At 68.2% G+C, this 13,366-nt stretch carries 15 protein-coding genes and 2 riboswitches; of the genes, 10 read left to right on the top strand and 5 right to left on the bottom strand.

Going from position 1 to position 13,366, the window contains the following annotated elements:
* Window positions 1–20 precede the first annotated feature (20 nt).
* Window positions 21–133, top strand: a riboswitch (TPP riboswitch).
* From thiO to QM693_RS31600, 7 genes are all read left to right on the top strand, one after another.
* Window positions 132–1,199, top strand: coding sequence for a glycine oxidase ThiO (gene thiO / locus QM693_RS31630; protein ID WP_283336674.1), 1,068 nt, complete (start codon window positions 132–134; stop codon window positions 1,197–1,199). (Overlaps the previous riboswitch by 2 nt.)
* Window positions 1,200–1,201: 2 nt before the next feature.
* Window positions 1,202–1,426: a sulfur carrier protein ThiS gene (gene thiS / locus QM693_RS31625; RefSeq protein ID WP_280779801.1), complete on the top strand. Its 225-nt coding sequence runs from the start codon at window positions 1,202–1,204 to the stop codon at window positions 1,424–1,426.
* Window positions 1,419–2,186: a thiazole synthase gene (locus QM693_RS31620; protein WP_280779802.1), complete on the top strand. Its 768-nt coding sequence runs from the start codon at window positions 1,419–1,421 to the stop codon at window positions 2,184–2,186. Before thiS ends, QM693_RS31620 begins: the two co-directional genes overlap by 8 nt.
* Before the next feature lie 113 nt (window positions 2,187–2,299).
* Window positions 2,300–3,241 carry an ABC transporter ATP-binding protein gene (locus QM693_RS31615; RefSeq protein WP_280779803.1) on the top strand — a complete coding sequence of 314 codons (942 nt, stop codon included), beginning with the start codon at window positions 2,300–2,302 and terminating at the stop codon, window positions 3,239–3,241.
* Window positions 3,241–4,035: an ABC transporter permease gene (locus tag QM693_RS31610; protein ID WP_283336675.1), complete on the top strand. Its 795-nt coding sequence runs from the start codon at window positions 3,241–3,243 to the stop codon at window positions 4,033–4,035. The genes QM693_RS31615 and QM693_RS31610 overlap by 1 nt, the downstream gene beginning before the upstream one ends.
* A gap of 145 nt (window positions 4,036–4,180) precedes the next feature.
* The gene (locus tag QM693_RS31605; RefSeq protein WP_283354301.1) at window positions 4,181–5,635 is read left to right on the top strand and encodes a M20/M25/M40 family metallo-hydrolase; all 1,455 of its coding nucleotides are present in this window, start codon (window positions 4,181–4,183) and stop codon (window positions 5,633–5,635) included.
* Window positions 5,636–5,687: 52 nt separating this feature from the next.
* Complete coding sequence (locus QM693_RS31600) at window positions 5,688–6,542, top strand: adenylate/guanylate cyclase domain-containing protein (protein WP_005563843.1); 855 nt, start codon at window positions 5,688–5,690, stop codon at window positions 6,540–6,542.
* Window positions 6,543–6,574: 32 nt separating this feature from the next.
* Here QM693_RS31600 and thiD read toward each other — a convergent pair whose 3' ends face one another.
* Entirely contained in the window at window positions 6,575–7,420 is an 846-nt protein-coding gene (thiD, locus tag QM693_RS31595) for a bifunctional hydroxymethylpyrimidine kinase/phosphomethylpyrimidine kinase (RefSeq protein WP_105421232.1), read from the bottom strand.
* A gap of 10 nt (window positions 7,421–7,430) precedes the next feature.
* A complete protein-coding gene (thiC, locus tag QM693_RS31590; RefSeq protein ID WP_283354300.1) occupies window positions 7,431–9,077 on the bottom strand; it encodes a phosphomethylpyrimidine synthase ThiC in 1,647 nt (548 codons plus the stop codon).
* A riboswitch (TPP riboswitch) is annotated at window positions 9,070–9,177 on the bottom strand. (Overlaps the previous gene by 8 nt.)
* 133 nt (window positions 9,178–9,310) lie before the next feature.
* Here thiC and QM693_RS31585 point away from each other — a divergent pair.
* From QM693_RS31585 to QM693_RS31575, 3 genes are all read left to right on the top strand, one after another.
* Window positions 9,311–9,697: a GNAT family N-acetyltransferase gene (locus QM693_RS31585; RefSeq protein WP_283354299.1), complete on the top strand. Its 387-nt coding sequence runs from the start codon at window positions 9,311–9,313 to the stop codon at window positions 9,695–9,697.
* A 100-nt stretch (window positions 9,698–9,797) separates the two neighbouring features.
* Window positions 9,798–10,160 carry a GNAT family N-acetyltransferase gene (locus QM693_RS31580; RefSeq protein WP_283354298.1) on the top strand — a complete coding sequence of 121 codons (363 nt, stop codon included), beginning with the start codon at window positions 9,798–9,800 and terminating at the stop codon, window positions 10,158–10,160.
* Between the two features lie 92 nt (window positions 10,161–10,252).
* Window positions 10,253–10,930 carry a hypothetical protein gene (locus QM693_RS31575; protein WP_283336512.1) on the top strand — a complete coding sequence of 226 codons (678 nt, stop codon included), beginning with the start codon at window positions 10,253–10,255 and terminating at the stop codon, window positions 10,928–10,930.
* On the opposite strand, the gene QM693_RS31570 is transcribed toward QM693_RS31575, so the two are convergent.
* From QM693_RS31570 to QM693_RS31560, 3 genes are read right to left on the bottom strand one after another with little or no spacing between them, the layout of a single operon-like run.
* The gene (locus QM693_RS31570; RefSeq protein WP_283354297.1) at window positions 10,897–11,700 is read right to left on the bottom strand and encodes an exodeoxyribonuclease III; all 804 of its coding nucleotides are present in this window, start codon (window positions 11,698–11,700) and stop codon (window positions 10,897–10,899) included. The two genes, QM693_RS31575 and QM693_RS31570, sit on opposite strands and share 34 nt — an antisense overlap.
* Window positions 11,701–11,734: 34 nt before the next feature.
* Window positions 11,735–12,700 (bottom strand): N-acetylglutamate synthase, CG3035 family, encoded by a 966-nt coding sequence (locus tag QM693_RS31565; RefSeq protein ID WP_283354296.1) that lies wholly within the window; start codon window positions 12,698–12,700, stop codon window positions 11,735–11,737.
* Entirely contained in the window at window positions 12,690–13,280 is a 591-nt protein-coding gene (locus QM693_RS31560; protein WP_280779812.1) for a peptide deformylase, read from the bottom strand. Before QM693_RS31560 ends, QM693_RS31565 begins: the two co-directional genes overlap by 11 nt.
* Between the last annotated feature and the right edge of the window lie 86 nt (window positions 13,281–13,366).

Genomic DNA, 13,366 nt, shown 5'->3' with positions numbered 1-13,366 from the left:
TGACGGTAGCCTCTACGGTGAAAGTGCAACACGGGAGTCCCGGGGAACGTGGGGCTGAGAGGGGCTCACGCCGAGCCCGACCGTCATACCTGACCCGGATCATGCCGGCGCAGGAAGTGAGGTGGAGTTCAATGGCGAGATCGGTATCCGTCGTCGGAGGCGGAGTGATCGGCCTGTCCATTGCGTGGCGCGCAGCCCGCAACGGGTGGTCGGTACGGCTGTACGACCCGTCGATCGGTTCGGGAGCGTCCTGGGTGGCGGGCGGCATGCTCGCCCCGTTGTCCGAGGGCTGGCCCGGCGAGGAGAGCGTCCTCGAACTGGGAAGCGCGTCCCTCGACCGGTGGCCCGAATTCGGGAAGGAACTCGAGGCCGGGGCCGGCGTCGAGCTGTTCACGTCGGAGAGTTCGCTCACCGTCGCGCTGGACGGCGCCGACGCGGAGGACCTGCGGACCATCGCCGAATGGGTGGGTGCGCAGGGGCGGGAACTGCAGATCCTGGGTCGCGCCGAAGTCCGGGCGCTCGAGCCGATGCTGGGTCGCGGAGTCCGGTTGGGACTCTTGGCCGTCGACGAACTGGCCGTGGACAACAGGCTGCTGTTGAAGGCGTTGCAGCGGTGCGCCGTCGACGCCGGAGTGGAGCTGATCGGGGAGGCCGTGCACAGCCTCGACCGGCTGAGCACGGACCAGATCGTCGTCACCGCGGGCATCGCGTCACCGGCCCTGTGGCCCGGGCTTCCGGTTCGCCCCGTGAAGGGCGAGATCCTGCGGTTGCGCTCGCGTCCCGGGGTGACCCCCGCGCCCGGCCGCACCATCCGCGGCAGCGTGCACGGCAGGCCCGCCTACCTGGTGCCGCGGGCCGACGGCATCGTCGTCGGTGCCACCCAGTACGAGTCGGGCAACGACACGCAGGTCACGGTGGCCGGCGTGCGGGACCTGATCGCGGACGCCGAGGCGCTGATGCCCGCCATCGGCGAGTACGAACTGCGCGAGACCTCGGCGGGTCTGCGCCCGATGACCCCGGACAACCTGCCGCTGATCGGCCGGGTGTCCGATCGGGTCGTGGTGGCGACGGGACACGGCCGTAACGGCATCCTGCTCACCCCGGTGACCGCCGACGCGACGGTGGCATTGTTGGAGGGCTCGGCACTGGTCGAGGCGAAAGCCGCCGACCCCGAACGTTTCGAGAAAGTAGCGAGGTAGAGATGAGTGAGCAGCAACTAGTGGTGCCGATCGGCATCAGCGTCAACGGCGAGGACCACGAGTTCACGGAACCGTTGACCGTCACCGGGCTGCTGGAGGTGCTGAACCTGCCCACCAAAGGCATCGCGGTGGCAGTGAACGGCGCCGTGTTCCCGCGCGCCCGGTGGGACGAGCTCGTGGTCCGGGGCTGGGAGATCGAGATCCTCACGGCGGTGCAGGGTGGCTGACGCGACGCCCGGCGTGCAGAAGGGCCTCACGATCGCGGGCCGCACGTTCGGTTCACGGTTGATCATGGGCACCGGCGGCGCCGCCAACCTCACGGTGCTCGAAGAGGCGCTCGTCGCGTCCGGCACCGAGCTGACCACGGTCGCGATGCGCCGCGTCGACGCCGCAGGCGGCACCGGTGTGCTGGACCTGCTGCGCCGGCTCGACATCGCGCCGCTGCCCAACACGGCCGGGTGTCGCGGTGCGGCCGAGGCGGTGCTGACGGCGCAACTCGCCCGTGAGGCGCTCGAGACCGACTGGGTGAAGCTCGAGGTCATCGCCGACGAACGCACCCTGATGCCCGACGCCATCGAGTTGGTCAGCGCTGCAGAGCAACTGGTCGACGACGGTTTCATCGTCCTGCCGTACACCACCGACGACCCGGTGCTGGCCCGCAGGCTCGAGGACGTCGGCTGCGTGGCCGTGATGCCGCTGGGTTCGCCGATCGGCACCGGGCTCGGTATCGCGAACCCGCACAACATCCAGATGATCGTGGAGGGTGCCGGGGTTCCCGTCATCCTCGACGCCGGCATCGGGACCGCCAGCGACGCGACCCTCGCGATGGAACTCGGCTGCGATGCCGTGCTGCTGGCCACGGCTGTGACCAGGGCGAAGGACCCGGCACTCATGGCTTCGGCGATGCGCGGGGCCGTGGTGGCGGGCTACGAGGCACGTCACGCGGGCCGCATTCCCAAGCGGTTCTGGGCGCAGGCGTCGTCGTAGTTCTCGGGGTCGCGTCGGGGTCTCGCTCAGGGTCCGACCGGTACCAGGGGACGAGTCAGGTGTAGACCTGCGGCCGATGCGCGCCGGCCGCAGGTTCCGGCATCCTTCTCACCATGATTGAAGTGAGGGGACTTTCAAAGACCTTCGGTGCGACGAAGGCGGTGGACAACCTGACGTTCAACGTGAAGCCGGGTATGGTCACCGGCTTCCTCGGCCCGAACGGTGCAGGCAAATCGACGACCATGCGCATGATCCTCGGGCTGGACCGCCCCACGGCGGGCACCGCGTTGATCGACGGCAAACCGTACGGAGACCTGGTGCAGCCGCTGCGGACGGTGGGGGCACTGCTCGACGCGAAATGGGTGCACCCCAACCGCTCGGCCCGCGCCCACCTGCAGTGGATGGCGGCGTCCAACTCGCTGCCCAAGAGCCGGGTCGACGAGGTGCTGCACCTCGTCGGGCTCACCGAGGTGGCCGGAAAGAAGGCAGGCGGGTTCTCACTCGGCATGTCCCAGCGACTGGGCCTGGCCGCCACGCTCCTCGGCGACCCGAAGGTGCTGCTGTTCGACGAGCCGGTGAACGGGCTCGACCCGGAGGGCATCGTCTGGATCCGGAAGTTCATGCAGCGCCTCGCCGCGGAGGGACGCACCGTGCTGGTGTCGAGCCACCTGCTGTCCGAGATGGCGCTCACCGCCGAACATCTGGTGGTCATCGGCCGGGGGCGTCTGATCGCCGACACCACCGTGTCCGAGTTCGTCAGCAAGTCCTCGGAATCGACGGTGCGCGTGCGGAGCCCACAGCTGGACGCGCTGCGCAGCGCGCTCACGTCCAACGGGCTCACCGTGCGCGAGGACGGATCCGACGGGCAGCAGGCGCTCGTCGTGGTGGATTCGTCGACGGACGTCGTCGGCGGGATCGCCGGTTCGCAGGGCATCGTCCTGCACGAGTTGGCATCTCAGCGTGGATCGCTGGAGGACGCCTTCATGAAGTTGACCGGAGACGACGTGCAGTACCACGCAGAGGGCGTCGAAGATGTGATGAGGGGTGCACTGTAATGGCTGTTCTCAATGCCGAACGGATCAAGATCACGTCGACGAGGTCGCCGTGGTGGTGCACGGTCATCATCATCGTGCTGGGTCTCGGCCTCGCCGCGGTCATCGGGCTGAGCGCCAAGGCGAGCATCAACTCCTTCAAAAACCAGATCGCCGACGGTAAGCAACCGGATTTCGATCCGTTCCTGCCGCAGATGTCGGACGCGGTCGGCGGGGTCTCCGGATTCGGCGTGCTGGTCCTGATGATCCTCGCGGCGCTCGCCGTGACCAGCGAATACCGGTTCGGCGTCATCCGCACCACGTTCCAGGCCATCCCGAACCGCGCGTCCGTCCTCATCGCGAAGGCCGGCCTGATCGGCGCGTTCGGCGCCGTGCTGACGTTCGTGCTCACCTTCGGTGCGTACGCCATCGCGAAGGCGACCGCGGGTGACGAGGCCGGAGCGGCGCTCACCTTGTCGGGTGACGACGCGTGGCGGTCGATCTACGGCGTCCCGATCTACGCGTTCCTGTGCGTGGTTCTCGCCGTCGGTGTCGGCACGCTGCTGCGTCAGTCGGCGGGCGCGATCGCACTGCTGCTGCTGTGGCCGCTGCTGATCGAGAGCCTGTTCAACCTGTTCGGCTCGTTCGGCGAGAAGATCATGCCCTTCCTGCCGTTCCTCAACGCCAACAACTTCCTGGGGGCGCCGCAGGGGGTCGAATTCCACTGGGGCCCGTGGGGCAGCCTGGTGTACTTCGCGGTGTTCGTCTTCGTGATCTTCGGGGCCGGCCTGGTGGTCGTCAACAAGCGCGACGCCTGACACCCGATACAGTACTTTCGCCCCGCTCCTCCGCCAGGTGATCGTCGGGAGACCTGGCTGAGGGTGACGGTGGGGCGGGAGCCTGTGGGCCGGTGCGAAATCCATTCGCGCCGGCCCACCGGTGCTTCTGCGTTAGGCTCCCGACATGCGACTACGGGGAGCCTTCACAGTCGGAGTGGCCGGTGCGATGATCTTGGCCGGGTGCTCGTCGACGAGCGAACCCGATTCGCCGCCGGTCGACGCGAGCGCTCTCGCGGCCTCGGTCACCGAGGGCGGTGTGGTGGCACACCTGGAGCAACTGCAGACGATCGCCGAGAACAACAACGGCAACCGCGCGGCCGGAACCTCCGGCTACGACGCCAGCGTCGACTACGTCGCACAGGTGCTGGAAGACAAGGGCTTCGACGTCGAGACGCCCGAATTCGAGTTCCACAAGTTCGACGTCCGGACGGAGGCACTCAGGTCCGGCGACCGTGACTTCGAGGTGCGTGCGCTGTCGTATTCACCGTCGACCGGTCCGGAGGGGATCACCGCCCGCCTGGTACCCGCCCCCAAGGACGAGAGTCCGGGATGCGAGGTCACCGATTACGACGGCCTCGACGTCACCGGGGCGATCGTCCTCGTCAACCGCGGGGTGTGCCCGTTCGCGGCCAAGCAGCAGTTCGCGTCCGAGCGCGGCGCCGCAGGCGTGATCGTCGTCAACAACGAGGACGGACCGATGAACGGCGGAACCCTCGGCGACCCGGACGTGGGAAAGGTGCCCACCGGCGGAGTGAGCAAGGCGGACGGCGCCGCACTCGAGCAGGCCGGGGGCGACGTCACCCTCACCCTCGACACCACCACCGAGTCGAGCACCGCTCGTAACGTCATCGCCCAGACGAAGACCGGTTCGGCCGAGGACGTCGTGATGGTCGGCGCCCACCTGGACAGCGTCCCGGACGGTCCCGGCATCAACGACAACGGCACCGGCGTCGCCGCGACCCTCGAAACGGCGGTGCAGCTCGGCGGTTCGCCCGACGTCGACAACGCGGTGCGCTTCGCGTTCTGGGGCGCCGAGGAATTGGGTCTGCTCGGTTCGGAGGCCTACGTGAACAGCCTCAGCGAGGACCAGCGGAACGACATCGCGCTGTACCTGAACTTCGACATGCTCGGTTCCGAGAACGCCGGCTACCTGGCGTACGACGGCGACAACTCCGACAACGTCGGCGAGGGGCCCGGACCGGAGGGTTCCGCGGGCATCGAGCGCACGTTCATCGAGTTCCTTAAGGGCAACGGGGTCGCCGCCGACGGCACGGACTTCGACGGCCGATCCGACTACGGTCCGTTCATCGAGCACGGCATCCCCTCGGGCGGCGTGTTCAGCGGCGCCGACGAGACGAAGACCCCCGAGCAGGCACAGAAGTGGGGCGGCACCCCGGATGTGGTGTACGACGAGAACTACCACAGCGCGACCGACACTCTCGAGAACGTGAACCGGGCCGCGCTCGCCAAGAATGCCGCCGCGGTCGCGTATGCCGTCGGGGTCTATGCGGAGTCGCTCGCCGGGCCGAACGGTGTCCCCACCGGCGCGGACCGGGAGAAGGCGCGGGCGGCGGAGTGATGTCCGATTCGACACGGGTTTGTGCATGTGACGCTGGGTTACCCTTACTCTCGTGAGCGACGACCCGGCCGAAGAGGACAGTGCCGAACTCGACGCTGCGCAGACACCGAAACGAGGCGACAAGGTTCTGGGCTGGATGGGATCGGTGAACCGGCAGCCACAGCTGATCGAAGGGCTGCGGAGGGTTCGTCGTGCGCTACCCGGCGATCCGGCGTTCGGCGATCCACTGTCGACGGCAGGCCCCGGCAGCGCACGGGCCATCGCCCGCGTCGCCGATCGCTTCCTCGACCACCAGCCGGGCGCGTCCCGTGAGATGAGCCTCGGCGCGCTGCAGGTGTGGCAGGCGCTGCTCGAGCGCACCGGACGCGGCCGGGGAACGCAGGAAGTGACCATTGTGTTCACCGACCTGGTGGGGTTCTCCAGTTGGTCGCTGCCCGCCGGTGACAGCGCCACCCTCGCCCTGCTGCGTGACGTCGCCCGAGCCGTCGAGACCCCCATCGTCGACCGCGGAGGACACGTGGTGAAACGCCTGGGGGACGGCGTGATGGCCGTCTTCCCGAGCCCGGACCGCGCGATCGACGCCGTCTTCGCCGCGCAGGAGGCGCTCGCGGAGGTGGAGGTGGACGGCTACCGCCCCCGCATGCGCGTCGGCATGCACACCGGTGTGCCCCGGCAGATCGGCAGCGACTGGCTCGGCGTGGACGTGACGATCGCGGCACGCATGATGGAACTGGGCGGCGACGGCAACGTGATGGCGTCGTCCGCCACGCTGGAGAGTCTGCAGCCGGGCACCCTCGACGAACTGGGTGTCGGCGTCAAACCGTGGCGACGCGCCTTCTTCGCCCCCGCGCCGAGCGGGGTGCCCTCCGACCTCGGTATCTGGCGGTTGCGGCTCCGCCGCCCGTGAGTACTTCTCAACCGCCGGACGTTAATAAGTACTCACGGGTGACGGAGTCGCCACAGTGGAGAGACGGGGCCGTGACCGGCACCCAGGTCGTACGACGCCTCCAGGCACTTGGTGACCCATTCCTTACCGAACGCCACCGCATCGGGCACGGACCACCCGTGGGCGAGCGCGCTCGCGATGGCGGCCGCGAGGGTGTCACCGCCGCCGTGGTCGTTGCCGGTGTCGATGCGGGGACTGCTGAACTCGAGGAACCTGTCGCCGTCGAACAGCAGATCGGTGCTCGACGCCGACGTCCGGAGATGCCCGCCCTTCACGATCGACCACTGCGCCCCGAGCGCGTGCAGCGCTTCGGCGGCGCGGCGTGCGGTCGCGTCGTCCACCACCTCGATGCCGGTGATCAACCGGATCTCGTCGAGGTTCGGGGTGACCACCGTGGCGATCGGGATCAGCGTGTTCCGCACGGCGTCCAGCGCCTCGGCGTGCAGGAGCGGATCGCCGTGCATCGACGCGCACACCGGGTCCACGACCAGCGGGACCGGTAGGTCGCGGCCGATCCCGACCTCGGTGCACACGGCGGCGACGGCCTCGATGATGGCCGTCGACGCCAGCATGCCCGTCTTCGCTGCCCCGACCCCGATGTCGTCGACGACGCACCGCACCTGCGCGGCCACCGTCTCCGGCGGAATCTCGTGGAAACCGCTGACGCCCACCGAGTTCTGCACCGTCACCGCGGCGACCGCGACGCATGCGTGGACGCCGCACAGCGCCATCGTCCGCGAGTCGGCCTGGATCCCGGCGCCACCGCCGGAATCGGTGCCTGCGATGGTGAGGACTCGGACGGGGGTCTGGCCGTCGGGGGTCAGGGGCAGCAGCTTCACGAAGGGGACCTTACCGATTCTCTGAGGTGACGGACTCGACGGGCAGATACACGCGACCACCTGCGTCGACGAACTCGCTCGACTTCTCGGCCATGCCCGCCTCGATGGCTTCGACCGAATCGAGTCCATGTTGCTGTGCGTACTCGCGCACGTCGGCGGAGATCCGCATCGAACAGAACTTCGGGCCGCACATCGAGCAGAAGTGGGCCGTCTTTGCCGGCTCGGCGGGCAGCGTCTCGTCGTGGAACTCCCGCGCGGTATCCGGGTCGAGGGACAGCGCGAACTGGTCGTGCCAGCGGAATTCGAACCGGGCCTTCGACAGCGCGTCGTCCCGCTCCTGCGCCCGCGGATGCTGCTTCGCGAGATCCGCCGCGTGCGCCGCGATCTTGTACGTGATGACCCCGGTCTTGACGTCGTCCCGATTCGGCAGTCCCAGGTGTTCCTTGGGTGTCACGTAGCAGAGCATCGCGGTGCCGGCCTGCGCGATCATCGCCGCGCCGATCGCGGACGTGATGTGGTCGTACGCCGGCGCGATGTCGGTGGCGAGCGGCCCGAGCGTGTAGAACGGCGCCTCCTCGCACAACTCTTCCTCGAGGCGCACGTTCTCCACGATCTTGTGCATCGGGACGTGCCCGGGACCTTCGATCATCACCTGCACCCCATGGGATTTCGCGATCCGCGTGAGCTCCCCGAGGGTGCGCAGTTCCGCGAACTGGGCTTCGTCGTTGGCATCCGCGATGGAGCCGGGGCGCAGACCGTCACCGAGCGAGAACGTGACGTCGTAGCGGTGGAGGATCTCGCACAGTTCGCCGAAGTGGGTGTACAGGAATGACTCTCGATGGTGGGCCAGGCACCAGGCCGCCATGATCGACCCGCCGCGGGAGACGATTCCGGTGACCCGACGTGCTGTCAGCGGGATGTAGCGAAGCAGTACACCGGCGTGGACCGTCATGTAGTCGACGCCCTGCTCGCACTGTTCGATCACGGTGTCGCGGTAGATCTCCCATGTGAGCGCGGTCGGGTCGCCGCCGACCTTTTCGAGCGCCTGGTAGATCGGCACGGTTCCCACGGGCACGGGCGAATTGCGCAGGATCCATTCTCGTGTCTCGTGGATGTTCTTGCCGGTGGACAGGTCCATGATGGTGTCTGCACCCCACCGCGTCGCCCACACCATCTTCTCGACCTCTTCCGCGATCGACGACGTGACCGCGCTGTTGCCGATGTTCGCGTTGATCTTCACCGCGAACGCCTTGCCGATGATCATCGGCTCGAGTTCGGGATGGCAGCGGTTGGCCGGGATCACGGCGCGTCCCGCCGCGACCTCGGTGCGCACCGTCTCGGGTGAAACACCCTCGCGTGCAGCGCAATACTGCATCTCGGCGGTGACGACGCCGGCGCGAGCGGCATCGAGTTGGGTGCCCTCCCGGCCGGCGATCCACGGTGCGCGCAGATGCGGCAATCCCGCTCCCAGGTCGATCGTGGCGTCCGCGTCGGTGTACGGACCCGACGTGTCGTACACGTCGAGGTGTTCACCGTTGGTGAGGTGTACGCGCCGGACCGGCACCCGGATGTCGTCGCCCGACAGCAGGTACTGCTTGGTGCTGCCCTCGATCGGCCCCGTCGTGACGGACGTGGCTGTAGATACGTGTGTGCTCATCGATGATGCTCCCTACGCCGGCATTACCCGGACAGGTTCGACGGTCGACGGCCCTAGCCGTCCTCTCAGCCCGCTGGTGCGAGCCCCCGTGGATGTGTAGTTGTCACACAAACTGTAACCGAGATCTCTGTGATCAATCATTCGGGTGAAACTTGGACAGCGGTTCCCGGCATCGGTATAAAGGGTGATGAACATCACATTTCGATTACGACACATACCCCCAGGAGATAGCCATGCTGACAGACGCGCAGGTTGTGGACGTGATCGACAACGCCGATCAGAACCGATTCGAGCTACGCCTGAGTGGTGATCTGGTCGGCATCCTCGGGTATTTCGACCTCGCGGACACCCCGCCCGGCGCCGGTGCCGGCGAGGGCGTTGTGGCCGCTCGGCCGCCGGGCCCGAAGAGTCGAGGGCGGCAGGCGCCCGTGGTCTCGTTCATGCACACCGTGATCGTGGAGGACTTCGGCCACCGCGGACTCGCCGCCCTCATGGTGGGTCGCTCCCTCGACCTCGCCCGCGGGTACGGCTGGAAGGTCCGGCCCGTGTGCACGTACGTGCAGCGCTTCGTTTCGGCGCATCCCGAGTACCGCGACCTCGTCGTTCCGGTGGACGGCTGACTGCGGCGGGCCACGAATCGGGCACTCGTCGGCAACGAAACGGTTCCGGGAGCGGCGATTCCGCTCGCGAGGATGCCGCCTTACTGATTCCATGAGTGGCATGGATCACATTTCGAACAGTTCCGAGTCGTCGGGGAACATCACGGCCGCTGATGCTCGCGTGCTCGACAACCCTGCCCATGAACGATTCGATCTGTGGCTGGGGGACGAGTTGGTCGGCATCCTCGGCTACCGGGACGAGGACGACATTCCCGGATTCACCGCGAAGCCGGGCGAGGTGGTCGCGTTCATGCACACGGTCGTCAAGGAAGAGTTCGGTGGGCGCGGGCTGGCCGCGGTCCTCGTGGGCGAGGCGCTCGGCTCGGCGCGTCGGCGTGGCTGGAAAGTGCGTCCCATCTGCACGTATGTCCAGCGCTACTTGGCGCTATATCCTGAGCACCTCGACGTCCTGGTTGCCGAGTAGCCCCACTCGCGAGAGCACTGCTCTTGCCATCTGCGACTCTGCTGTGAATACTGCTCTGCATAGAGAGCGGTGCTCACAATGGAGGAGTCGTCATGACCGTGTCGGATCGGATCGAGAGTCGTACCGGGGTCGCACGGATCTGCGCCGCGGCGCTGTTCGCCCTCGCCGGCGTCCTGTTCGTCGTGTACCCCTTGGTGCGTCCCTACGCAGCGGGCGGGGCGCCGGACGGGCGGGCCGAGTTCGCCTCACCGTCGTGGCTCGTCGCACACCTCGCCGCGGTCGGCGGATTCATCGCGTTCGGGCTTGCGCTCGTCGCGCTCAGCGGACTGCTGAAAGGGACGGGCGGTGAACGGGCGGCGGTGGTCGCGGTGGCGGCGTCGTGGATCGGGACAGGGCTGACGCTGCCCTATTACGGGGCCGAAACGTTCGCGCTGCACGCCCTGGGCGGCAGCGACCTCGACGAGAATGCGGTCACAACCCTCACCGAAAGCGTGCGGATGGGGGCGGCGCAGGCGACGCTGTTCGCCACCGGTCTGCTCCTCGTCGCGGTCGGCGCAGCCGCTGCCGCCGTGGCGATCGCCCGGTCCCGGCTACTCGCCGGGTGGGCGGGGATCCCGATGGCAGTGGGGTTCGCGCTGTTCATCCCGCAGTTCTACGTCGACGCCCCACTGCGCATCGGGCACGGAGTGCTCATCGGATTCGGGTGCGCGGTTGTGGCGCTCGGTGTGCTGCGTTCTCAGTCGCCGAGGTCGACGATGACCGGCGCATGATCGCTGGCGCCCTTGCCCTTGCGTTCGTTGCGGTCGATCTCGGCCTTGTCGACGCGGCCGGCGAGGGCGGGCGAACCCAGCACGAAGTCGATGCGCATTCCCTGCTTCTTCGGGAACCGCAACTGGGTGTAATCCCAGTAGGTGTAGACACCGGGGCCAGGGGTGTGCGGCCGGACGACGTCGGCGAATCCGGATTCGACGAATGCCTGGAACGCCTCACGCTCGGGTGCGGACATGTGCGTCTTGCCTTCGAACAGCGCCGGATCCCAGACGTCCTCGTCGGTGGGGGCCACGTTCCAGTCGCCGACCAACGCGATCTGCGCGTCCGGGTTCTGCCCCAGCCACCCGACCGCGTCGGTGTGCAACTTCGCCAGCCAGTCGAGCTTGTACGTGTAGTGCGGATCGGCCAGCTCACGACCGTTGGGGACGTACAGGCTCCAGATGCGGACGCCGTTGCACGTGGCGCCGATGGCGCGGGCTTCCTGCGCGGGCGCGACCTCCGGGTCCTTGTGGAAACCGGGCTGATCCTCGAACCCGATCTGTACGTCGTCGAGACCCACGCGGGACGCGATCGCGACGCCGTTCCACTGGCTGAGGCCCACGTGCGCGACCTCGTAGCCCAGTTCACGGAAACGCTCGTACGGGAACTGCTCATCCTTGCACTTGGTTTCCTGCATCGCCAGCACGTCGACGTCGGACCGCTGGAGCCAGTCCAGGATCCGGTCGGTACGGGCACGAACAGAGTTCACGTTCCAGGTTGCGATGCGCACGGCAGCCACCCTAGCGGCACTCTCCGACAGGTCGTCAGCCGCCAGGTTCGGTGGCGTAGCGGTACCGGTGGTGCGCCACGAAGCCGAGGTTGCGGTACATCGCCTGGGCGCCCTCGTTCTCGACGGCGACCTGCAGACACGCGTGGGTCGCGCCGTGTTCGCGTCCCCAGTTGATCATGTCGCCGCAGATGAGGCTGCCGATTCCGTGGCGGCGGTGGGCCTCCGCGACCTCGACCGCGGTGAGCCCGACCCACCGGCGGTCGTCGGGCGCGGACGTGACGGATCCGCGGGCGACGGCCAGCAGCGTCGAGTCGGCGGCGCCGATCCGGCCGAACCCGAGGGTGCCGCCGCGGACCGAGTCCAGCACGTCGACGGCGAAGTCGGGGAGCGCGGACCCGCGGTAGCGGTAGAGGGCGAGCCAGTCCGGATCGGGGTGATCGGTGACGGTGGTGGTTCGGGGGCCCTCGGGCAGTGCCAGGTTGTCGATGTCCGCCGCCATGACGACCACTTCGTCGCTGACGTTCCAGCCGAGCGGTACCTCGCCCAGCCGGTCGGGGATCAGCAACCGCAAGGGGCGGTCGCGCTCGGCGTACCACTCGCGCAGACGGTCGAGCGTGCCGCCGGGGGAGGCGTCGTCCAGGCTGCCGACCGACCCACGGTCGCCGAGCGGGGCCGCCGAGTTGGCGCGTCCGGTGAAGCCGTGACCGTAGCGGGCGAGCCACCCGTCGATCCACGTGTGCTCGACACCCGGCCAGCCGTCGGCGGAGGCCAGTTCGAGGGATCGGATCTCGCTCGCGCGCACCGGTCGTGCGGGGACGGCCTTCAGCGCGACCACCCGCTCCGGATCCACCTCGACGACCGAGCCGTCCGCGGCGCGGACGATCACCACCGGGTCGACGCACTCCAGCACCCCGATGACGTCGGTCATCGGATGGCTGTGGCCGGGTGGCAGCTGGTATCGCAGCACCACCCGGCTTCCGAGCGGAATGTCAGTCGTCATGCCCGAACGGGTCTTCGACCGTTCCCGGCACCCAGCTGAGGCCGGGAACGCCCCAGCCGGCGCGCTTGATGGTCTTCTTGGCGGCGCGCGCGTTGCGGCCGACCAGCATGTCGACGTAGAGGAAGCCGTCGAGGTGACCGACCTCGTGCTGGAGCATGCGTGCGAAGAAGCCATGCCCCTCGATCTCGACGGCGTTGCCGTCGGCGTCGGTGCCCGTGACCTTCGCCCACTCGGCCCGCCCGGTGGGGAACTGCTCGCCCGGCACCGACAGGCAGCCCTCGACGTCGTCGTCCGGATCCGGCATGGTCTCGGGTCGTTCCGACGTTTCGAGGACCGGGTTGACGACGCAACCCCGGCGGCGCAGCGCCGTGCCGTCTCCGTCGACGTCCGGGCAGTCGTAGACGAACAACCGCAGCGGCAGGCCGACCTGGTTGGCGGCGAGCCCGACGCCGTTGGCGGCGTCCATCGTGTCGTACATGTCGGCGATGATCTCAGCGAGTTCCGCAGGTGACTGGGACACTGCCTCGGTCGGTTCGTGCAATACCGGGTCGCCCACGATCCGGATGGGGAGGATGGCCATGGTCGTCAAGGATAGTGCGGCGCGCCCGAGCCGTTCGCACTGCCCGCGGCCTTCGTCGTGGTTGAATAGTCGCTGAAGTACAGCGG

This window comes from Rhodococcus sp. IEGM 1305, from assembly GCF_030058635.1.
GTDB classification, from domain to species: Bacteria; Actinomycetota; Actinomycetes; order Mycobacteriales; family Mycobacteriaceae; genus Rhodococcus_F; species Rhodococcus_F opacus_D.
This window is presented reverse-complemented; position numbering and strand designations above follow the sequence as displayed.